Annotated in this window: 18 protein-coding genes; 11 read left to right on the forward strand and 7 right to left on the reverse strand. The window is 62.0% G+C overall.

Annotated features, from left to right (window positions below; all coding sequences use genetic code 11):
* Positions 1–56: 56 nt before the first annotated feature.
* Positions 57–551: a hypothetical protein gene (locus Pan44_RS18245; RefSeq protein WP_145031820.1), complete on the reverse strand. Its 495-nt coding sequence runs from the start codon at positions 549–551 to the stop codon at positions 57–59.
* Positions 552–769: 218 nt separating this feature from the next.
* Here Pan44_RS18245 and Pan44_RS18250 point away from each other — a divergent pair, with 218 nt between their 5' ends.
* Entirely contained in the window at positions 770–967 is a 198-nt protein-coding gene (locus Pan44_RS18250; protein WP_145031823.1) for a hypothetical protein, read from the forward strand.
* A gap of 6 nt (positions 968–973) precedes the next feature.
* On the opposite strand, the gene Pan44_RS18255 is transcribed toward Pan44_RS18250, so the two are convergent.
* Positions 974–1,483 carry a toxin-antitoxin system YwqK family antitoxin gene (locus Pan44_RS18255; RefSeq protein WP_145031826.1) on the reverse strand — a complete coding sequence of 170 codons (510 nt, stop codon included), beginning with the start codon at positions 1,481–1,483 and terminating at the stop codon, positions 974–976.
* Between the two features lie 974 nt (positions 1,484–2,457).
* On the opposite strand from Pan44_RS18255, the gene Pan44_RS18260 reads away from it, so the two are divergent.
* The 4 genes from Pan44_RS18260 to Pan44_RS18275 all read left to right on the forward strand — a co-directional run bounded on the left by Pan44_RS18260 (position 2,458) and on the right by Pan44_RS18275 (position 6,611).
* On the forward strand, positions 2,458–3,438 hold the full coding sequence (locus tag Pan44_RS18260; protein WP_197453439.1) for an AAA family ATPase: 981 nt from the start codon (positions 2,458–2,460) through the stop codon (positions 3,436–3,438).
* A gap of 384 nt (positions 3,439–3,822) precedes the next feature.
* Positions 3,823–4,638, forward strand: coding sequence for a hypothetical protein (locus Pan44_RS18265; protein WP_145031833.1), 816 nt, complete (start codon positions 3,823–3,825; stop codon positions 4,636–4,638).
* A complete protein-coding gene (locus tag Pan44_RS18270) occupies positions 4,638–4,892 on the forward strand; it encodes a hypothetical protein (RefSeq protein ID WP_145031836.1) in 255 nt (84 codons plus the stop codon). Before Pan44_RS18265 ends, Pan44_RS18270 begins: the two co-directional genes overlap by 1 nt.
* 282 nt (positions 4,893–5,174) lie before the next feature.
* Positions 5,175–6,611 carry a tyrosine-type recombinase/integrase gene (locus tag Pan44_RS18275; RefSeq protein WP_145031838.1) on the forward strand — a complete coding sequence of 479 codons (1,437 nt, stop codon included), beginning with the start codon at positions 5,175–5,177 and terminating at the stop codon, positions 6,609–6,611.
* On the opposite strand, the gene Pan44_RS18280 is transcribed toward Pan44_RS18275, so the two are convergent.
* Entirely contained in the window at positions 6,530–7,975 is a 1,446-nt protein-coding gene (locus tag Pan44_RS18280; protein WP_145031841.1) for a Gfo/Idh/MocA family oxidoreductase, read from the reverse strand. The genes Pan44_RS18275 and Pan44_RS18280 overlap by 82 nt on opposite strands.
* A gap of 500 nt (positions 7,976–8,475) precedes the next feature.
* On the opposite strand from Pan44_RS18280, the gene Pan44_RS18285 reads away from it, so the two are divergent.
* Together Pan44_RS18285 and Pan44_RS18290 are read left to right on the forward strand one after the other, a co-directional pair.
* Positions 8,476–8,772 carry a hypothetical protein gene (locus tag Pan44_RS18285; protein WP_145031845.1) on the forward strand — a complete coding sequence of 99 codons (297 nt, stop codon included), beginning with the start codon at positions 8,476–8,478 and terminating at the stop codon, positions 8,770–8,772.
* A gap of 181 nt (positions 8,773–8,953) precedes the next feature.
* Positions 8,954–9,232: a hypothetical protein gene (locus Pan44_RS18290; RefSeq protein ID WP_145031848.1), complete on the forward strand. Its 279-nt coding sequence runs from the start codon at positions 8,954–8,956 to the stop codon at positions 9,230–9,232.
* An 87-nt stretch (positions 9,233–9,319) separates the two neighbouring features.
* Here Pan44_RS18290 and Pan44_RS18295 read toward each other — a convergent pair whose 3' ends face one another.
* Both Pan44_RS18295 and Pan44_RS18300 read right to left on the reverse strand, forming a co-directional pair.
* Complete coding sequence (locus Pan44_RS18295) at positions 9,320–10,903, reverse strand: sulfatase (protein ID WP_145031851.1); 1,584 nt, start codon at positions 10,901–10,903, stop codon at positions 9,320–9,322.
* 107 nt (positions 10,904–11,010) lie between these two features.
* The gene (locus tag Pan44_RS18300; RefSeq protein WP_145031854.1) at positions 11,011–12,684 is read right to left on the reverse strand and encodes a glucosamine inositolphosphorylceramide transferase family protein; all 1,674 of its coding nucleotides are present in this window, start codon (positions 12,682–12,684) and stop codon (positions 11,011–11,013) included.
* A gap of 231 nt (positions 12,685–12,915) precedes the next feature.
* Here Pan44_RS18300 and Pan44_RS18305 point away from each other — a divergent pair, with 231 nt between their 5' ends.
* Positions 12,916–13,719, forward strand: a complete 804-nt coding sequence (locus Pan44_RS18305) for an FkbM family methyltransferase (RefSeq protein WP_197453440.1) — start codon at positions 12,916–12,918, stop codon at positions 13,717–13,719.
* A gap of 478 nt (positions 13,720–14,197) precedes the next feature.
* Here Pan44_RS18305 and Pan44_RS18310 read toward each other — a convergent pair whose 3' ends face one another.
* Together Pan44_RS18310 and Pan44_RS18315 are read right to left on the reverse strand one after the other, a co-directional pair.
* The gene (locus Pan44_RS18310; RefSeq protein ID WP_145031860.1) at positions 14,198–14,527 is read right to left on the reverse strand and encodes an EF-hand domain-containing protein; all 330 of its coding nucleotides are present in this window, start codon (positions 14,525–14,527) and stop codon (positions 14,198–14,200) included.
* 214 nt (positions 14,528–14,741) lie between these two features.
* Complete coding sequence (locus tag Pan44_RS18315) at positions 14,742–16,199, reverse strand: coiled-coil domain-containing protein (RefSeq protein WP_145031863.1); 1,458 nt, start codon at positions 16,197–16,199, stop codon at positions 14,742–14,744.
* 237 nt (positions 16,200–16,436) lie between these two features.
* Between Pan44_RS18315 and Pan44_RS18320 the strand changes: the two genes are divergently transcribed.
* The 3 genes from Pan44_RS18320 (at position 16,437) to Pan44_RS18330 (ending at position 20,290) form a co-directional block, all read left to right on the forward strand.
* The gene (locus tag Pan44_RS18320) at positions 16,437–18,134 is read left to right on the forward strand and encodes an MFS transporter (RefSeq protein ID WP_197453441.1); all 1,698 of its coding nucleotides are present in this window, start codon (positions 16,437–16,439) and stop codon (positions 18,132–18,134) included.
* 412 nt (positions 18,135–18,546) lie between these two features.
* Positions 18,547–19,773, forward strand: coding sequence for a PQQ-binding-like beta-propeller repeat protein (locus tag Pan44_RS18325; protein ID WP_145031866.1), 1,227 nt, complete (start codon positions 18,547–18,549; stop codon positions 19,771–19,773).
* A gap of 235 nt (positions 19,774–20,008) precedes the next feature.
* Positions 20,009–20,290, forward strand: coding sequence for a Sec-independent protein translocase subunit TatA/TatB (locus tag Pan44_RS18330; protein ID WP_145031869.1), 282 nt, complete (start codon positions 20,009–20,011; stop codon positions 20,288–20,290).
* Positions 20,291–20,474: the final 184 nt, after the last annotated feature.

Raw genomic sequence — 20,474 nt, forward strand, 5'->3', positions numbered from 1 at the left:
GGAGTCTGCGTAGTGGGCCTGTACCAAGGCTGCGACTGACAGCCCGGCTACCCGAATCATTCGACATGCCGAGCCAAGACCACGTCAGCGAAGCCGTCATTCCAGCTAACCAAAAACAGACCGTTGTCACGCTCCAAGATGAAGAATGGGCCGATACTGCATTTCTCTGCTAATGACGACTCCAGCACGACCAGCGTTCCTTCGCTGATGTCGTTTCGCCGTTGAAGTCGCACTCTCCACGTGCCCTTGCTGGCCCCACAGAGCACATGCTGCCGGATGCTGTCGGTGACTTGAAAGGACAAGTCCCCTTCGGCCTCGTAGCTTCCGTCAGTATTCAGCTTCAGGACCGCTCGGTCGTTACGGAGGCCATGATACTGACCGCTGCGGTCATCGTCGTACGAATATGAGCCGGCCAACTCCCGCAGGGTGAAATCCCGACCTGAGTACGGCGAGCGGTTGATGATTGATACGAAAATCGTGAGCAACAGGCCAAAGGCGACGAACGCCATCAGTGCCGCCGCAAATTCCCGACGCCGCATCCAGATCGCCATCAAGATTCCTGCCGGGCGGTTGACTGTGCTGGCCCACTCGGACGACCTAGATCGTACGCATTGCCTGCGTTCCCTGCAGCCTCAAGAGCACACGTCCGACCACATGCGTCGACAGGTGGTCGTAACGACTTCGTCTCCGAGATTCGGAAGCAACTGTCATCCAATGACAGTTCGCCGACTCGAAGTGGGCCAAGTGGTCCGATCGCAAGCTGGCCGAAGTGGCGAAGGTGTCACACCAGTTCGTCCTGAATATGCGGAGGGAACTGCTCACGGTGAGCAGTTCGAGCACCAGTCCGGAGCCGCGGATGGGCAAGGACGGCAAGGTCCGTAAGCCTCCCGAGCCACGCCAGAAGACAGAACCGAAACCCGAGAAGAAGACGAAGAAGGGCCTGAGGCCGCTCCTGGACGCCGACTAGCTGATTTCAGTTTGCGAGCTGCTGTATTCCGTCCACGTATTCATGCCGCCACAACTCCTTACCAGAAGCGTCGAACGCGACCCGCGGACCATGCAGTTCGCCATCCTTGCGAAAGCATATCTCGTAGCTGCCATCGGTTTCGTACGACACTTCTGGACCGTGTAGGGTCCACTTGTCTCCTCGACGTTCTTCCTGCGCACGCATTTTCAAGCCCTTCGACCCACGGTGGTACTCGACGACGCGCCATGAGTTGCCGCCCGTGCTGACGTAGGCATCCCCAGAAAGTCCAGACAACTGCCGCCGCTCATTCGGCGTAATGGTCGACCAATCGACGGCAGGGGCGTCCCAGTTAAACGCCTGGACATTCCACCACGGCGTTACCGTCGCCGAAAGCGCATCCACGTTCACAGCAATAGGGCCGTTCGACGGTGCGGCTACCAGGGGCGCTTCACCCTGCTGCCCGCAGCCAGTCACCCAAAGAATGCTTGCCAGCAATATCGCAGATCGTCCGTGCATCGCCCGAGCCCTCACGCCGTAAATCCAGCGGGAATCGTTTTTACTTGGTAGTAACCAATTGCCGCCAAGTCCGTCCACTCATCCGGCACCCCTGTGCTCTCGTCTCCCTGCAGCCCCTAGGTCAAGCCTGACGAGCCGACAGGGTTTTTATTCCGAGCGATCACCGACACAGGTCGCGGCGATATCCGCTGCCCTGGATCTCCGACGACTCCCTGTAGACTCCCTGTAGCCTCCCGATTCCTGTGTTCTGGTCTCCTGGACGATCCCCGTAGTCCCCACGCTTGACGAAGCGCCGGCTACGGCGACTCTCCGGCTACCTGTCAGCTCACGAAGGTTGTTCTAAGTCAAAGTGAACCAAGTCTTTTCCCTCCCACAAAAAACGAAGTTTTGTGGGGGAGGAGAAAGGACACTCTGGTTTTTCTTTTTTTCTCTTTCCTAAGGAAAAAAAAGAGAGGACGGATTCAGTCTATCCTGGCTGCGATGGCCGGACTGTCTGTGGTCTACGGTGCGCATTGCCCTACGCGCATACGCGGTCAATCAGCATCTTCGCTCGCAATTTTCCAGCATGGGAGTGACTCCGCTCCTCCGCCGGAAGGTCCTCTGAGCAGACAAAGTTGTACGTATGAATCTGGATAGTTTCCGGTTTTTCGGGGTATGGCTGCTCTGATGTAACTCACAGGCGAGAGTGAGAGTTCGGCAAGTCGCTGGACTCGGCTGCTCGCCGGTCTTCAGGGAAGGTGTGATGAAGCACGAAGATGAACTACTGCTCACGGCAATTGAGGATGCAATTCGTGGGGGGCTGAAGTCGAGAGCGGACCTGGCAATGTCAGCCGGACTGACGATTCCAAGGTTCAACCGGATCGCCAGCGCCGGGGTCGCGGCCGGTCGCCTGCGAATCCTCGCAGAACGAGACCGTTTCAAGGGGTTGCAATTCGAGTTGGGGGCACCAGTTGTCGGCTGAGAAGGTGGGCGGCTTGGACGCGGCTGAACTAGGACTTGGCAGCTACGCGGACTGGGAACGACTTGCTGACGAGCAGCTCGCGGCCGGGCATGTCTTCAAGGGGCTGCTCCCACGCGGTGCGACGACGCTGTTCTCCGCTGAAGCAATGGCCGGGAAGACCGCAATTGTGTCTCAGCTCGCTGGCGATGCGGTCAACGGTCGCCCGTTCCTGGGATTCGAGTGCAAAGAGCCGGCAGCGGTCATCTGGTTCAACTCGGATCGGACGCCAGAGAAGAACATGGTGGGACGACTCCGGCGGACCTGTCGTTCTGAGGAAGAACTCCACAACCTTCGACGCCTGTTTCGACCTGTGCTCCGAGAGTTCATCCCGAAACGGGTCGACGTTGACTACATCCGACGATGTACGGAAACACTTCGGAGTGAGGCCAGGCACGACGGGCCGATCATTGTTGTCCTGGACAGCCTGAGGAGTTGCTTCCTTCAGGGCATGCCCAAGGGGGCGGAGAACGACTCCCCCCTGATCGCCGAAGCACTGTGTCCGATCCGAGACCTTGCAACCGCTGACGATCTTTCGCCGATCGTCCTGCACCACAATTCTCGCGGGTCTGGAACATACGCCGGCTCGGGCATGATTAAAGGTGCGTCCGATGCGACGTGGTCCCTGAGTCGGAAGAGCGGTGCCGACAAGTCGTATCTCGACTTCGATAGCCGGGAAGATGATGCGGAGCCTTACCGCCTGGAAATCACCAACACATTTGATGGATTCATTGGACGCCGCGTGCCACTGAAGGGAATGAGCGCCGCCAGCGATTCGCTGTTCGCCCTTCTGCCGGCAGATGACGAGGAAGGGTGGGAAGTTGCACAACTCTGTCTCGCCGCGAACATCGAAGATGCGGAGGCGAGGCGACGGCTCAGCAAGGGTGAAAAAGCAGGGCTGGTAGGCCGCGTGAAGCGTGGTGGGAGGGTGGTGTTTTTCAGGTTGGTGTCGTCTTGAGGTCGTTCCCTCCCACGACTCGGAAGCGTGTCAGGATCTATCAGCTTTACGGTGGACACGCCGGTTACACCAATCGAGTCTCGCCGCCCGTTCGATCCGCGAAGCGTACTACCACGCGAACCAGGGCCGATGGCGAGACGCGATCACGACGGTAGGCGTCGTTGAGAGGTTCGACGGCAGTGTGTGGAAGCACGAGGACGGCACCGTCTCTGAGGGACCGCGTTACCACCACGGCGGGAGCGCTCGGCGAGTGACCTGACCTGACAACGGAATCCCATCCTGTGCCTTTGACACCCTCAGAGCCGGCCACCTGGCCGAGACGATGACGACACTCCGGCCATTTGGTCGGGGACACCACCACTTTTAAGGAACCCAACCTAACCAATGGTAGCTTTGAGTCCGCTCCCCGGAGCGTACACGTTCGATGCGTTTAACTGCCTTTCTGATGACGTTGCCAAGGTCGCCAAGTTCGTCGAAGAGTTGGAACGTCTCACGGCGTCGATTCCGCGACAACGGGCGGAAATCCGGAACCTGAAAAACACCGCTCCAGGATCGAACACGGATATCCTGGATGTGATGATTCAGGCCCTGGGCGACCCCACGGAAATGGGCGACAGGGAGCGGCGTGACGCCCTGAGGCCGATTGCCAAGCAATTCGCGAAGGCCTTCCGGCACGCGGGGCTTGCTCGTCGGCACTTGCTGGATCAGGCCGCTCCGCCGGTGCAGGCCCTTTACCGCTCCGTCGCAGTCCAGCGGCTTCGCGATGACTTCCAGAGGCTGAAGCTCACCGATCCGTCCATCGACCACAACAAGCAATTGCTGGACGCGGAGACCCGGCTTCAGAAGCTGGAGGCTCGGCTCGGTGAGCTGGAGTCATCGGCGCTGGACTATTTTCGCGGTGGAAAACTGCCGACCTTGTTCCGTGGTCAGCCGATGGCGGAAGTCAGTCGCAAGGCGTTCCTGCCGGCAGACGCCACCGACACAAAGATTGCGCTGGTCATCCTGCGTGACTTCGCGGCATCATGGCGGGCGGTCGCCCCTCTGTGCACGGTCGGGGTCACAGTACACGGCACTGCGATCCATAGCCTTTCCGGCGGTCGGAAGGACGCCTGGAGGCGGGCGTACCTCGCGATGGGGCTCAAGCCCGGAGACCCGACAAAGCGAAAGGTGTACGCGGCCCGTGTTGAGGTGAGCCACTGATGTCGCCCGAACGTGACGGACGGTGCATCGCCTTGCAGTTCATCCGTGACGGGATCGTGACGACGATTGGCGCACCTACGGAACCTGACGACTTGGACACAGAAGCCACGGCGGTGGGGCTGTTCAAGTTGCTCAACGCGGTCTACACGCCGCCGGAGGTGGACCAGGTCTTGGCCGGTCTGATCGACTGTGTCCGCGAGGATCTTGAGCGTCGGCATCGCGAGGCGGGGTGGTCGCCCGCTGACCTGAATTGAAGCCGCCAGCCGCAACGGCGCAGACGCGGTAGTTTTGACAATCACACGGCCCTGGCGGGCTTCTTCGTTCGCCGGGGCCTTTTCGTTTCCAAGGAAGGAAGCATGGAAGCACTTTTGACACGAGAAGAAGCGATCAAAGTCCTGCGAGTGTCGGCCTCAAAGCTCGACAAGGACCGAGCTGCCGGCCGAATCGGGTGCGTGAAGCTCGGGGACCGTGTACTTTTCGAGCCGGCAGAGATTCGCCGCTACGTAGATGCACACCGCGTGAAGGGCACTTGCTGAATGGCCTCGATTTCATCCGATCGGAACGGAACTCGCCGCCTGCAATTCATCGACAAGGCGAAGAAACGCCGTACGCTCTACCTGGGGCCTGTGTCCTTGAAGACTGCACAGACCATCGCCCTTCGTGTTGAGGCACTTGTTACGGCGTCAATCATGGGCACCGAGCCGGACCGTGCGGCGGCTGAGTGGGCGGCGCAAGTCAGCGACGACCTGGCACGCAAGCTGGCCAGGTTCGGGCTGACTTCGGAGCGGAAGAAACAGGAAGTAGAGGTGGTCACGCTCGGTCTGTTCCTGCGGGACTGGTTTGAGCCGCGATCGAAGGCCAAGGAAAACACGAAGGTGGTTTGGGCACAGGTTCGGCGAAACCTGGTCGGGTTCTTCGGCGATGCAAGGGACATTGCGACCATCACCAGCAGCGAGGCAGTGGCGTTCCGTGACTATCTGATTCGGGATCAGGATCTTGGCGGTGAGTCCGTCAAGAAGCGCATCCAAGTCGCGAGGATGTTCTTCAAAGAGGCCGTCGCCAAAAAGCTGATCGGCGAGAACCCATTCGCTTCCGTACCGATGCCGAAGTCGGGAATGCGGAAACGACAGCGTCAGGAGTACGTGTCGTCGGAGATCGTGGACAAGTTACTACCCCACTGTTCGCGGGTGTTACGGCTTTACGTCGTCCTTGCGAGGTACGGGGGGCTTCGGTGCCCATCGGAGACAGGCTCTCTGCGCTGGGAAGACCTCGATTGGCAGAACTTGAGAATGACGATCACCTCACCAAAGACAGAGGCGCACGAAGGGGGAGAGAGTCGACAGAGTCCAATCTTTGCTCGTGTCCTTGACGAGTTGCGGGAGTGGAGAGCGGAAGCACCAAAAAACGCCGTCTTTGTCCTGGACGGACTGCGGACGCAGCGACAGGCGAAGCCCGACTGGAAATCCGTTCGGCTCGGATCAAGTCTGGAATGTGCGATCAGGGCGGCGGGCCTGGAGCCGTGGCCGAAGATGTTCAACAGCCTGCGTGGATCGTGTGAGACCGACCTTCTCGCGATGGGATTCCAGAACCACGTCGTGGCCGCATGGCTCGGACACTCGGTCAAGGTGCAAGAGAGCAATTACGCCAGTGTCCGTCCCGAAGACTTTGATCGGGCTGCACAGATGACCTCACAGGCGGCAGCGCAGAAAACAGCGCACGCCCTGCCCTTACCTAGCCGTACCGGCTCATCCCTGTTTGGCCGGACTGCAGCACATTCCTTGGGATTTACCGCAAAGTCACGTAAAACCCGGTCCCCAAAAAAAGAACCCGCCGTTCCACTGCGGAACAGGCGGGTCTCCGTTTCAGACGCTGGGTTCACCGATGAGCAGCATCAGCCGCCCTGGGGGGGCTGGCCATTGACCCACGGGCCGGCCAGCGACATGTGGGGCTGGTCTTCGATGGTGCTGCCGTAATCGCCGGCAGTCCAGCCCGGGATGTGATTGGGCTTGCCGCGCTGTTCCGAACGCTTCTCCCAGAGCTTCGCCCAGCTGCCATCGCCGCTGCCGATGCCGGTTTTCGGATCGAGGTGGAAGACCTTTCCTTCGCGGTAGCTGCGGGCGCCGAGGATGACCGTCGAGACGGCCGCGGCGCCGAGGGCCGGATCGTTGTTGACCATCCTGGGGTCGTTCGCCTGCATGGCGTCGACCCAGTTCTTGAAGTGGACAACGTCGTGGTTGGGGCAGGGTTTGGCGTTGAACGTCTCCCCCTTGATCTTGCTGTCCTTGGTGATCTGCGGGCGTTCCGGAATGAATTCGAACGAATCGCCGCTGAACACGAAGGAGCCGAAGTGCCCGCGGATGCACTGCTGAATCCGGGTTTCCTGGTTGCACATCGTCGACGACACGAGTCCATGCACGCCTTCCGGATAATCGGCCGCCACCGTGGCGACGTCCGGAACGTCACGTCCGTCGTACTCGAGGTAAATGCCGCCGGCGCCGACGACGCGGGCCGGGTATCCGAGGCCGGTCGCCTTGAGCATCATGGTGACGCGGTGCACGAACAGGTCGGTGAACATGCCCGAACCGAACGTCCAGAACCGGCGCCACTGCTTGTAGACTTCGCGGTCGAACGGCATGTCGGGCGCGAGACCCTCTTCCGTTCCGAGCCAGCGTTTCCAGTCGATCGACTGGGGGGTCATATCCTTCGTGAGGGCGTAATCGCGCCACTGCCCCATCCACGAGTTGCGGTTGTACTCGGTCTGGTACATCAGCACCTTGCCGAGCTTTCCGGCGCGGAGCATGTCGCCGGCTTCGGTCCAGACGGGCTGGCTCGTCGCCTGCACGCCGACCTGCATCACCTTGCCGGACGCTTCCCAGGCCTTGACGACGTCGAGGGCTTCCTCGACCTGCTTGGTCATCGGCTTTTCGCAGTAGACGTGCTTGCCGGCCTTGAGGCTGTCCACGATCTGCTTGTGATGCCAGTGATCGGGCGTTCCGATCGCTACGGCGTCGACTTTGCCGTCGGCGAGCATGTCGCGGTAGTCGACGAACTTCGACGGCTCATTGCCGTTCGTTTCCTTGATGTAGCTGGCGACCTTATCGCGCTGAACCGACCACACGTCGCACACCGAGGCCAGCTCGATGTTCATGCCGTCGTTCTTGTGCTTGGCGAGCGTCTTGACATGCGCGCCGAAGCCGCGACCGCCGGGGCCGATGAACCCGATGCGAATGCGCTCGTTGGCGCCGGCAGCGCTGGCGGGAGCAGTCGGGTAGATCTGCGATGCAGCGACAGCTGCGCCGGCGGTTTTGAGGAACGTGCGACGGGAGGGCTCAGACATGGAGAACTCGCAACTTCGGAGGGCGGGCGCCCCGGCGCTGCGCCGGGGCCATCAACGCAATTTGAGGCACAAATAATCTAGTCCTCCCCAGTTGCGGTGTCACGTATGGGAAATCCCGCAACGCGCCCGGGGAGGCCTCCCGTTCTTCGGCCCATCCTGAGGTCGCCTTGCGACGTTTCGCTGCGTTCGGAGCGACCGGGCTTCGAGGACGCTCCTCGCACTCCTTCTGACGGCCCGATCCGGGCGTTCGACGCAATCAGTTCGACGGCGCTCTGTCGCATCGTCGGTGCGCGCCACGCAATCGCCTCATCCGGAACGGAAATCGTAACTGCCCAATCAGTCGAGTCTTGTGGCAAGCAGCAGTTTTTGCGGCATGTCGAACACCAGTTTTGCTTTCAATTTCGTCAGCTTCAGCGACGACCAAGGACAGGCGGCAGTCGCCGGGTGATTTCAACCCTGCCCGTTGCAACCGCCACTCGAAATGAACTGGAGGACGTTCGATGAAAACCATCTTCACACTCGCAGCCCTCGCCGCTGGCATCGCCTTTCTGCCGTCCAACGCGCAGGCCTCTCCCCGCCATCACGGACACGGCGGGCATGGCCATCACGGACACCACCACCATCACGGCGGATGGGGCCACAACCACGGTCATCATCATCACCACCACCACCACAATCGCTGGCGCGGTGGATACCGGTACCCGACGTATCGCATCCAGCCGTATCCGTACCCCTACGGATACTCCAACGGCATCTCAATCGGGACGCCGAACGTCTGGATCCAGTCTGGCTGGTGATTCCGCTGACGCGGCCAGTTCCCTCAACCACATGCCCGACGCCACCTGCTGGCGCTCGTGCATGTTTCGGTTTCAGGACCCGCTTCGTGGAGAAACGACTGCCTGTAACACGGGTTTGAAACTCACGTCCTGAAGGCATGGGCCGCGCGGCCCGCTCAACCGCCTTCCAGGAGTTTCACTCATGTTCCGCCAACTGTTCCCGGCCCTTCTGGGCCTGATCGTCGTCGTACAGACCAGTTCGTCTTTCGCAAGCGGCCCATTCGTTCCGAGCCGTCATCCGTCGCATCATCATCATCACCACCACCACGGACATCATGGCCATCACCATCATCACCATGGCCCATTCTTCGGGCACGGTTTTCATGGGGGCTTTCGCCAGCCGCAGTTCGTGGTGGTGAAGAAGTGGACGCCATCGGGATGGGTGTATGTCCGGCAGCCGGTGGGAATTGTCCGGTTCTAATGCTCGAACCCGAGTCGCCGTTATTCGAACGCCGCCTGTTCAGGATCACCGAACAGACGGCGTTCGGATTTGACGCCCCGTGCCACGTCAGCGCGAGGGGGATTGCGCTTCAAACGCCGGATTGTCTCGTGGAGACGTGGCGCCGGTCTCTTTAAGGAAATCATCGATCAGAGCGTCCAACTGCCGGACTTCTTCCGATGACGTCGCCGCGAGGTTCGTCGTCTCGGCGAGGTCCGCCTTGAGGTCGTAGAGTTCAAAGCGTTGTTCCGGTGGCGTGCCAAACCAGCGAATCAGCTTGCGATCCCCGCGGCGCACCCACACGCCGCCGGCCCGGCCCGGGCTTCGGCCATGCGGGAAGTAGTTGAAGAAAGCGTCACGTGCGATCGGTCCGGTTCCACGCAGGACGCTCGCGTAGCTCTCACCGTCCATCTGCTGCTGCTTCGGCCGCGGGATGCCTGCCAGTTCGAGGAGCGTGGGATAGAGGTCAATGTGCCCGACGACGGAAGCATTCGTCGCTCCCGCGGCGATCCTGCCGGGCCAACTCCACATTAAAGGGACGCGCGTTCCGCCTTCGTAGAGGGTTCCCTTACCGTCGCGCAACGGCCAGTTGCTGGTCGGCGCCTCGTTGCCGGCCCACTTCTTCCAGTCGGCCAGGGCGGGGTTTGGTGCGCGTCGGGGCCTCGCTTCCGCATCGCCGGCAGTGTTGCTGTGGACGTTCCCCCCGTTGTCGGAGTTGAACACGATGATCGTGTCGTCTGCGAGCCCGTTCTTCTCAACTGCCGCCAGAATCTTCCCGAAGCACTCGTCCACGCTCCGCATCATCGACGCCATGATCGGGTTCTTCTGCCGGGCGTTCGCGTCGATCCTGGCCTGGAATTCCCGGGTGTAGGCCTCCTTGTGTCCCCACGGCCCGTGGACGCCGTAACACCAAAGGTTCAAGAAGAACGGCTTGTCGGACCTGGTTTCGATGAACTTGACCGCCTCCTCGGCCTGCCGATCGACGATGTATTCGCCATCCGGTCCATCGGTGATCGTGCCGACTCGCAACTGGCCTTTAGGCTCGCCGGTCCGCCTGACGCCGTAGGGGGAAAAGTAGCCTCCGGGAGGACCCGGATCAGGGTGACAATGAAACGCGATCTCGAACCCCTGTTGCTCAGGCCAGTGCGGCGACGTCAGTCCCAGATGCCACTTGCCGATGTGAGCCGTGCGATATCCGGCGTCGCGGAGCGCCTCCGCCAGGGTGTACTCGGAGGGCTCGAGGTAGTTCTTGCTCACGGGGGTCCGCATCGCCTGCCCTGGCGGGGCGGTCTCGGGCAGGAACTGGAAGCCCTCTGGCTGCGGCGGTTGATGACCCGTTGCGGAGGTGATGCCATGCCTGGCGGAGTATTTGCCAGTCATCAGGCTGGCCCGTGTCGGTGAGCATAGTGGCTGCGCGTAGGCGTCCGTGAAGCGCATCGCCTTCCTGGCAAACGCGTCGATGTGGGGAGTTTCGTAGAACGTCGAGCCGTAGACACCGCAGTCACGCCAGCCCATGTCATCGACAAGGAACAGGATGACATTCGGTCGCCGCACACGCGGTGCTGGCTGGTCCGCAGCCGTCGCCCGGGCGGAAAGGGCTCCGAAGAGCGCAAGAACACCGAGAAGCATCCGGACTGATCGTCCACTTGCCATTTCAGCACTCCTCCAGGAGGTCCCCTGCCCGCCTGCCCTGTCGGCGACGGCCGCTGATCGCCGTTATGAGACCTCAAGCGATTCCAGCAGGCAACTCCGTCGGGCTGTCAGCGGCGACCGAACCTGAAGCGACGCCGCACGCTGTCGATCACAGTGAGTCGGCCTTCAAAATTGAACGTGTGCGCCGCGCGCACGCCCGGCGACCAGTCGGGTTCGATGCCGGTGACGGTCCGCTCCTCATATTCCGATTCGGTCAGCGTCACGATCTCATTGATTTTCACGCCGTATCCGTACCCCTGGGCACAGTCCTGGGACGGCCGATAGAGCTTCTCCTGGTGGCGGAAGATTCTCCCGGCAGGACGTGCCGAGGCGACATCCGACACGATGGGATTCATCGGGTGGGGCGTCCAGTCGCCGGCCAGCGGGTCGGTGGCGTGAAACAGGAAGAGTTCGTCGAGCGAGGAGGCTCCCTCCTGCTCGCGGATGTTGACGAACATCCACCAGCGTCCGGCCTCCTCGTGCAGAGTGGCATCGACCGCCGAAACATCCTGCATGAGATCGGAGTGTTTCTCCCATTTCTGCGGAAACTCAACGCAGCGGTACAGCTCGATCGCCTTGTTCTGAGACGATTCGGGGACCATGTATAAGTTCCCTCCGACCTCGAACAGGAACGGATAGGAGAGGTGGTACGGGCGCTCGAGAACGGGGACCGGTTCTGTCGCCGCCCCCCGTTCATCGATCCTGCAGCAGGAGATGAAGCCCCGGTTATTCGTGTACCGGAGTTCCTCCATGAAAAGGTAGTACGCTCCCTCGCGCTGCACGATGAACGGGTCGGCGTAGAAGCGGTCTTTCGGCGGCGTGAGTTCCCTGAACCGCCAGATGGACGAGGAATACCCGGGCCGCTTCGAGAATGAATAAAGTACGAACCACTGGTCGACAAACAGCAGTGACCTGAGTTTGAGCCCGAGCCAGCGGGCCGCGTGCCGCGGCAGCAGCGTGAGGAGCTCCCGGTTGGTGGGAGTCGTGAAGAGCCGTTGCGAATAGAGGATCGGAGCGGCGTTGAGACGGTCCACGTGCTGAAAGAATGCGTCCGGCCCCATCCGCCGCAGCTGTTTCAGCGCCCGCGGCAGGAACATCAGCGTCTTCCAGTAGAGCACATTCCGGTTCCGCCGGATCGAAAGGTGATCGGTCCGGGACTGAGACCGGAAAAGGATTTTTCCACCGTCGAGGTCTTCGGTAAGAATCTGGAGCACGGAACCGGTCGTCGGCCAGTTGAGGAGCACTTCCCAGACGCCGGCGGGACCTCCGCGATTCACCCGGTTATCGCCGTGATGAAAAGACCACACGCCATACCGGGCCGCGTTCAGAATTTCGCCGCGCAGGATCCGGAATCCGAGGCGGATGAGGACATCGACCTGCTGAGACCGGATCCCGGCAATCGCGTCCTCGGGAAAGGTGTCACTGAAGCGGCCACGCAACGGTTCGACGTCCAGGACAGGAGTGTCCGGGAGCAATTCGGCCAGGTCATTCAGTGCGAAGGCGTCGGGACGAACCCGAAACAGCTTGCGTTCCAGCTTTTCGAGCAGCAGGTACCCGAGCTGGCCGAAGTGATGCCACACCTTCTTCAGCAGTCCGCCTTTCGCGGGAGGCTCAGGCGTGTTCTGGACGATCAGGACGAACTCCACGTCGCCGCTGTCCTGCAGGATCTGGAGCATCCGGAACGCCCAGGCCGGAATCTGCAGACGATCGACGAGGATGCCGATCCGGAGCCGTTCATTCACGTGTCTGTGCGCCCCTGTTCAGTAAAGCCGACGAGGAAGGCCACGCGTCCGCCGATCGCCCCGCGCCGGCTGTCTCTCCTGGCAGCGGATGCTACCGGCCACCGCTCGCATCGAACAGGCGAGGGACAGGCCTGCACGCGCGTGAACCCGCGTTGACACAACTTCGGTGGATGGCCTAGGTTCGGCGCGGAATCGCCCTCCGGGATGGGCGAACGCAGGGAGGGAATTGCGATGCAGGGCGGTCGAGCGAGTCTCAAACGTGCGTGGATCAAACTGGCACGCTATGGATTGCGCCGGAGGTTCATCCGCGTGATGGAGCAGCCCCTCAAGGGCTACCAGTGGACGACGACGCGGAGCTACACCTATCTGCTGGGCACCCATGAGTCGCCGGAGGTGATTGACCGCTTTCGCTCCTGGCTGACCCCCGACTCCGTCTTTTACGACGTCGGCGGCAACGCCGGATACTTTTCCTTCATCGCCAGCACAATCGTCACCCGAGGCCACATTCTGGCGTTTGAGCCGATCGCCTCGAATATCGCCATCTTTGAAGAACACCTGCGTCGAAATCGCCGCCGTCCAGGCCTGGATCGCATCACGCTCCTGCCGTATGCCGTCGCGGACACCGAAAAGGTCGTCCAGTTCACGAACGACCCCGTGCTGACCGGCAGCAACACCTACGTGGATTCGTCTTTCTTCGGTCCTTCCGTCGAGAAGGTCGACGTGCAGTGCGTGTCGATCGACGGCCAGATCGCGAAGGGCGCGCCAGTGCCCGACGTCATCAAGATCGACGTTGAGGGCGCCGAGCTGGACGTCCTCAAAGGGGCAGTCAGCACCCTGAAGTCGCACCATCCTCACCTGCTGCTGGCAACGCACGACGCCCATGTCCCGGGAATCGATCGCCAGTGCGCTGAGTTCCTCAAGGACCTCGGCTACACGCTGACCCATACCGGCGAATTCACGCCGCGCATGGCCGGTCTCGATGACTATATCGTCACGCATCCGGCGAGAGCCCAGGCGAAGCGCTCGGCCGCCTGAACGCCTGGGTCAAAACAAGGGCTCCTCTTCCTCCCCGGCCGTTGCGGGGGCTGCTGCACACCATTCCGTGTCGCCGGCCTCGCGGAAGTCCGGCATTCTTCGGCTTCGGGCCCTATGGCCCGCCACTTTCGCCAGGTGGTCCCATCCGAACCCGGAACACCGGCCCGCGATCCCGGCGTCGTCGAAGCGACAGCAATGCAACAAAGCGTTTGAAGGGATGCGGTTCGAACGGGGACCCGTCGGGAGAGGAGTTCACCTGCGGGCTTCCGGTGGCGAGAGCAGGACGAATCGAATCGTGGTCACCGTTGGGCAACTTGATCGATGGTCCCGGGGTCAGTTTGAGACGGGCCCTGAAAATGCGAATCGCCCCGGGTCATGTCCGTCGAAACGGGTGCATGAAACGGGGCGTCTCGCTTAACAGAATTCGATCCCCCCACTTCTCTGGCCCGGTGAGATCGTAAACTGCTTCCGTCTGGCCTCAGGCCTTCTTCTTGGGCTTGCCCTGGCCGGCCTTGAATTCTTCGAGCGTCACTTTGCCGTCGCTGTCCTTGTCGAGCTTCTTGAAGCGGGTCTCGGCCTTGGCGAGCGCGTCACCCTTCTTCTTGCCCTTGAACTCTTCCAGCGTCAGCTTGGAGTCTTTGTCAGAGTCCATCCGCTTGAAAGCCACTTCCGGGTCGACAGGCTTCTTTTCATCAGCCTTGGGAGCGGGCTTCGGCGGTTCCGGCTTGGGAGCTGGCTTCGGTTCGTCAGCCGCGAATGCGGCTGCACTCAGGCTCATCGAAAGCGCGAATGCTGCAAATCGAATCATTTCAAACCATCCTGCGAGTCTGAGGACTGCGGCGGAACATTACGGTCCGTGCGTCGCGGGACTTCCCCCGACCAACGCGCCGCCGGTTGTCTGATGCGCCCGGCCCCCGGGAAATTCTCCGCAATCTGGAGAATTTGTGCGGAATTCACCGTCTTTGGATGATGGACCGCGCTGAGGTCGGTCGGATCGGCGTCCGCTGCGTAGACGATTCGACCTAATTCGTCCTTCCCCGCCGGCCGTCGAAGGCCTCGCGCCTCGAAACGCTCCGCCCGACGGATGCCCCCAGGGCCGCTCCCGCCACGTTGACCATCGCCTCGACGAGCGCGCCGCTGAGCGGGTCTTTCATCGCCCGGGCGATCGACTCAGAAGCTCGCTTCTCGAATTCCGTCGGAATCCGCTCCTGGTGCCGTTTGATGGCATCCCAGAACTCGTCGCGAGAGAGAGCACCCTGCCGAAACAGGGCGATCGACTTCGACATGTCGAATCCCTCCGCGAACTGCGAGCGGAACTCGTGGAAATTGGCCTGTTCGAAACGTCGCGCCAGATGGGCCAACCCCTCGCTGACGCGCCCCGCATCGATGCTTCGTTCCTTCTGGCGCGCGAGCCTCGGCTGCATGGCCGCAATGTCGTCGTTCAATACCCGAATCCGGAGCGTGACTTCGTCATCGGAGGGATCGGGGGTCGCCGCTGCTCGTCGCTCGAGCAGGCCTGTCTCTGCCTGCGCGAGGTAGTTCTTCAGGCGTCCGAGGGCCTCCTCGTAGAACCGCCCCTGCTCCTGGTCGAGCGACGCCAACTCCTGCTCAGCGGTTTGCACGCGCCCCTCGGCGTCCGCCATCTGTGCGGCCTCCCGTTCCAGAGCGTTCGACGCATCCTGAACGGCTGCAACGGTTCCGGCGACTCCCAGCCGCTGGGCGGCATCGCGTTCGATCTCTTCGATTCGCTGCATCAGGCCGTGGAACTCGGCCCTGCGATGGGCCGTCTCGGTGTCCATCAGGCCTGGCGTGGTCAGCAGGAACCGGTAGCCTCGCGAGGCCTTGTCAAACTCCACGAGGCGTCCGACCCAGCGATCGAGGCGGCGGATCAGTCCGCGTCCCCGGTAAGCGGGCGTCCCATAGCCCTGCCCCATGAGATACTGAAACAGGCGGCTCTGTTCGTACGCGGGCAGCTTTTCCCGCGATTCCCTGGCGATCTCAGCGACCCGTTCCTCGTCCCGCTTCAACTCCATCTCGGACTGCACAGCACGGCGGGACAACTCCTGGAACTGGGCGTCCTGTTCGAGAGTGCGGGCCAGTTCCGACTGCACTTCGGCCTGCTTCTGAATGGCGGCCTGGGACTTTGCCAGGGCCGCCTCCCACCTGGCGCGAGCATCCGCGGCCGTGGATCGCAGCCGGCCCAGTCGCTCTCCCACCTCTTTCGCGCGCCGTTCCTTGCGTTCCACGATCGTCAGGAGGTCCTGCCGGACGTCGGCGAAGCCTGCTTCCACGGCGGATCGACTCAGTTCCGGGAGGACAAGTCGCGCCAGTTCAACAACCGCTTCAGACCTCTGGGTCACCAGGGCCGCCATTTCGTCGTCGATCCGACGGGCCTCTTCGTGGATGGCTGCGGCCTCGTTCTGCGCGGTTGCGAGGGCCCCCCTGAGCACGTCGAACAACTCTGCGCCGGGTTTCGGCATGATTCCATCGTTCCTTCAATGCCTGGCGGGTGCCGGTTGCGAAGTCTGGGAAAGGCGGTATCCGGCCGGACGATCCTGCCTGATCGTTCAACGCAATTCGGACGCGTTGAGGATACGCGAATCGTCGAGCATCCTATTGGAAAACGGTGAATTTCACCTGTACGATGCCGGCCTCCGCGCGGCTGCGCGGCGCTCACCTGTGGATTCGACTCCTCCAGCCTCCGGATGAACTTCTCCATGAGCCAACCCTCCCAAGACCTTGGGGCTCCTGCTGCACCGAACGCGTTTCGGCTCCTCTGGGCCGGCTTTATGGCCATCTTTGCCGCGGGCATCGGCTTCGCCATCCGCGGCGGCATCCTCGACAACTGGGCCCGTGAATACAGCCTGACCTCCACCCAGGTCGGTGAAATCTCGGGTGCCGGATTCACGGGATTCTGCTTCGGAATCATCATCGGCGGCATCATCGCCGACCGCATCGGCTACGGAAAACTCGTCATCGCAGCGTTCCTGATGCACATCGCTTCAGCGGGTGTGACGTTCATGGCGACCCCCGAGAACGCCTACAACATGCTGTTCCTCGGGGCGTTCATCTTCGCCATCGCCAACGGAACGCTCGAAGCCGTCGCCAACCCGCTGGTGGCCACGCTTTTCCCCAATAACCGCACGCACTACCTCAACATTCTCCACGCCAGTTGGCCGGCCGGCATGATCATCGGCGGCGCCTGTGGCTGGGTTCTCGACGACCGCCTCGAGCTTCCCTGGAAGCAGCAGTTCGCGATCTTCCTGATTCCGACCGTCATTTATGGCCTGATGTTCCTCGGCCAGCGGATGCCGAAATCGGAAGCGGCCGAGAAGGGCCTCAAGCTGGGCGACATGCTGAAGGACGTCGGAATTCTCGGCGGCCTCGTCGTCTGCTTCCTCCTGGCGCTGTTCTCGAGCAGCCTGCTGACGCCGATGCTCACGCCTGCCAACGCAACGCCCGAGCAGATCGCCAGCGCCGATTCGATGGGCTCGAACCTTGGTTACCTCGTCGGCGGCCTGCTGCTCGTCGCGATCGCCTTTATCACGAAGTTCTCGTTCGGCTCGCTCCTCCTGTTCGTGCTGTTCGTGACGCATGCCATGGTCGGAGCCGTGGAACTCGGAACCGACAACTGGATCCAGAGCATCACCGGCAACATCCTGTCGTCGAGCGAAGGCAAGATCCTCTTCGTCTTCACGTCGTCCGTGATGTTCGCCCTGAGGTTCTGTGCCCATTTCATTGAGAAGAAGCTCGGCCTGTCCCCGGTCGGCATCCTGCTGGTCTGTGCGGTCCTGGCCTGCATCGGCCTCAACCTCACAAGCCGCGTCGAAACGTTCGGAGCCGCCCTGCTGGCGCTCACGGTGTACGGCATTGGCAAGACGTTCTTCTGGCCGACCATGCTTGCCGTCGCGAGCGATCGCTTCCCCCGGACGGGCGCCATCGCCATCAGCATCATGGGCGGCATCGGCATGATGTCCGCCGGCCTGGTCGGCGCTCCCGGCCTTGGCTTCCTGAAGGACAAGTACTCCGCCGAAGCGCTGGCCGAGGCGAACAAGCCGCTCTATGAGGCGAACAAGTCCGAGAAGCCCAGCCGCTTCATGCGGGTCTTCGAAGCGACCGCCATCAAGGCCTCCAGCCTGGGCGACGTGAACAATAAGCTCGATGAAGCCCGCAAGAAGGAGGTTGCCGCCGGCAACGCTGATCCGAAGGCGGCCCTGTCGGCACTGTCAACGGACGAACGGGCGATCTTCGATGCCAGCATCGAAGGCGACCGCCGGACGCTCGTCACAGACTCGCTGATCCCGGCCACCATGGCTGCCGTCTACCTGCTCCTGATGGTCTACTTCAAGACCCTCGGCGGCTACCGGCCCCTCCGGCTCGAAGAAGCCCAGGCCGCTTCGACCGCCGAAAGCTAAAGCCGGAAGACGCATTGATCCGCTGCCAACAGGCCCCGCGAGGCAGACTCGCGGGGCTTTTTTTGCGTCTGCAGTTCCGGTCCTCCCTGTCGCGACGGTTGCACCGACGGCGGACTCCAGTGGTCTCGTACCGAAGCGCACGGGAGCGGGCGGGTTTCCTCCCAACTCCGTGCCTGTTCCCGGTCCGGCGCTCAGCATTTCTCTGTTTCGTCGCCGATACTTGGAACGGATTCTGGCCTTCTCTGTCGTCCTTCGTGCGCCCATGATGGAGGATGCAGCCGGAGCGTCTCGCTCCCGTTGCGTCGTCTGACTCGCCTGCGATGTTCGACGTCGGGAGAGTCAGCGCGGCAAGGATGCTGCAAACCGTCATCCGGTTGCCCGGGGCTTCACCACCCCGTTTGAGATCCTTGCCATGACCATTCGACCTCTTGCCTGCGCCCTGGCTGTCCTGGCCGGATTCGCTCCCGCGCTGTCTTTCGCGCAGGAACTTCCCGACACCAGGGATCTGGAACGGATCGGCCTGGTGAACGGCTGGTGGGCTCGCGCGGTGGTCGACTCGAAGCAGGACGAGCTGGAGCACATCCGCAGCGATGAGCAGGTCGTGCTCGTCCAGTCTCGCCAGGGGCTGTTCACGGCGTTCCGCGCCGACTCAGGCCGCATCCTGTGGTCGGTTCTGCTGGGCGGCCCGAAGCACCGCTCCTTCCCTGCCGTCATGAACGAGACGGAGGTCGTCGTCGCGGTCGGCCTCAACATGTTCTCGCTCAATAAGTCGACTGGCGAAACGATGTGGGAACTGCGGCTCCCGGGGCATCCCAGCTGCACGCCCGAAATCGATTCCAACCAGGTGTATGTCGGCACGACGGATGGCAGCGTGTACGCCTACAGCCTCCGGACGATCCGGGAGCTGTTCAGCAAGCGAAAGCTGCCCGCCTACACCCATATGGCCCAGGTGTGGCGCTACAAGACCCCGGAAGCCATCAACGCGATCGTTTCGAATGGAACGGTCGTCGATTTTACGAGCAGCCGCGGAACGCTGTATGGCGTGGACGCCCGTGAACGGTCGCTCCGCTATCAGATCGAAACGACGGGCACGATCCGCACTCCCATGGGGCGGAACCAGAATGCTCTGTTCATTCCGACATCGGACGGCCGGATGACGGGCCTGTCGCTCGACAGCGGTCGAGTCCGCTGGGAATTCACGGCTGGCACCGAAGTCCTCCTTCGTCCCCGGGCCATCGGAAACAGCGTCTATGTCTCGCCGACGCGGGCGGGGCTTTTCTGCCTGGAATCCGAGTCGGGCGCGGAGATCTGGCGGCAGCGGGCCGCGACGGAGTTCACGGCAGCCAGCGACGACCGGGTTTACGCCTTCGACACGGCCGGGAAGCTGCTGGTTCTGGAGCTGGCCACAGGACGCGTGACGGGAAGCATCCCGATGCGGCAGTTTGAAATTCACTACGGAAACGAACTGACGGACCGGATTCTGGTGGCCACCACCGAAGGGCTGGTTGCCAGCTTCCATGAACAGGGCCGGACGTTGCCGGTTTTCCATCGGAATCCGGATCGACGCCCGCTGCTTCCGGACATGGCGCCGGACGAGGCTGCCGAAGGAACGGCCGAGCCGGCGCCTCAAACCAATTGACTTCGAGACGTGCAAGTTTAGAATTTCCCTGGTCAGGTGTTTTCGCCTGTCGGAATCCGAATTCAGCCGCTCCGTCGTCTCGCTTGCCCTGCGAGCACATGAGTGGACACCTTCGCCCTCGCGGGGGTCATTTCGCCGCCTCGTGACGCTCCGAATACGTGGGACGCGTGACACGGCGAGTTTTCTCCGAGCTGCCTGCATGGCCGCGCAGCTCGAAACGTCTTGAGGTCGTCCAATGCTTGGGATCAATCAGTGGGAAATGCTCATGTTCCTCTTCATCGCGCTCTTGCTGTTTGGCAAGAGACTGCCTGAAGTGGCGCGGAGCATGGGCAAGGGCGTGACCGAGTTCAAGAAGGGTCTCCGCGGGTTCGAAGAGGAAGTCAGCCGTGAAGACTCGACGCCGGCTCCCGCAGCCAAGCGTCCGAACGTCGAGAGCGATGAACAGGTCGCCTCGGCCCCGAAATTCCAGCCGCCGACGGCTCCTCCGGTCGAGACCCAGGAAACGGCTCACGCCTGAACAGGGCGTGAGATGACATTGGAGTTTGAAAGCCCCGCGGGTCCCCTCCGCGGGGCTTTTGTCGTTGGAGCCCAGCCTTCAGGCTGCACACCGCAACCGGTTCCCCCCTGGTGGAGCCCCGGCGTGGGGCTGAGACCCGTGACGACCTGTGACGAGACCTGTGACAGCCGAAAATGGTCTGAAT

It is taken from the genome of Caulifigura coniformis, assembly GCF_007745175.1.
Classification (GTDB): Bacteria; Planctomycetota; Planctomycetia; order Planctomycetales; family Planctomycetaceae; genus Caulifigura; species Caulifigura coniformis.

Bases quoted from the DNA above. Each gene is read 5' to 3' on its own strand.
- Pan44_RS18275 (WP_145031838.1), top strand. From the start codon at position 5,175: ATGGCCTCGATTTCATCCGATCGGAACGGAACTCGCCGCCTGCAATTC.
- Pan44_RS18290 (WP_145031848.1), top strand. From the start codon at position 8,954: ATGTTCCGCCAACTGTTCCCGGCCCTTCTGGGCCTGATCGTCGTCGTA.
- Pan44_RS18315 (WP_145031863.1), bottom strand. From the start codon at position 16,199: ATGCCGAAACCCGGCGCAGAGTTGTTCGACGTGCTCAGGGGGGCCCTC.
- Pan44_RS18325 (WP_145031866.1), top strand. From the start codon at position 18,547: ATGACCATTCGACCTCTTGCCTGCGCCCTGGCTGTCCTGGCCGGATTC.
- Pan44_RS18320 (WP_197453441.1), top strand. From the start codon at position 16,437: ATGAGCCAACCCTCCCAAGACCTTGGGGCTCCTGCTGCACCGAACGCG.
- Pan44_RS18280 (WP_145031841.1), bottom strand. From the start codon at position 7,975: ATGTCTGAGCCCTCCCGTCGCACGTTCCTCAAAACCGCCGGCGCAGCT.
- Pan44_RS18310 (WP_145031860.1), bottom strand. From the start codon at position 14,527: ATGATTCGATTTGCAGCATTCGCGCTTTCGATGAGCCTGAGTGCAGCC.
- Pan44_RS18270 (WP_145031836.1), top strand. From the start codon at position 4,638: ATGTCGCCCGAACGTGACGGACGGTGCATCGCCTTGCAGTTCATCCGT.
- Pan44_RS18305 (WP_197453440.1), top strand. From the start codon at position 12,916: ATGCAGGGCGGTCGAGCGAGTCTCAAACGTGCGTGGATCAAACTGGCA.
- Pan44_RS18330 (WP_145031869.1), top strand. From the start codon at position 20,009: ATGCTTGGGATCAATCAGTGGGAAATGCTCATGTTCCTCTTCATCGCG.
- Pan44_RS18295 (WP_145031851.1), bottom strand. From the start codon at position 10,903: ATGGCAAGTGGACGATCAGTCCGGATGCTTCTCGGTGTTCTTGCGCTC.
- Pan44_RS18265 (WP_145031833.1), top strand. From the start codon at position 3,823: ATGGTAGCTTTGAGTCCGCTCCCCGGAGCGTACACGTTCGATGCGTTT.
- Pan44_RS18285 (WP_145031845.1), top strand. From the start codon at position 8,476: ATGAAAACCATCTTCACACTCGCAGCCCTCGCCGCTGGCATCGCCTTT.
- Pan44_RS18245 (WP_145031820.1), bottom strand. From the start codon at position 551: ATGGCGATCTGGATGCGGCGTCGGGAATTTGCGGCGGCACTGATGGCG.
- Pan44_RS18255 (WP_145031826.1), bottom strand. From the start codon at position 1,483: ATGCACGGACGATCTGCGATATTGCTGGCAAGCATTCTTTGGGTGACT.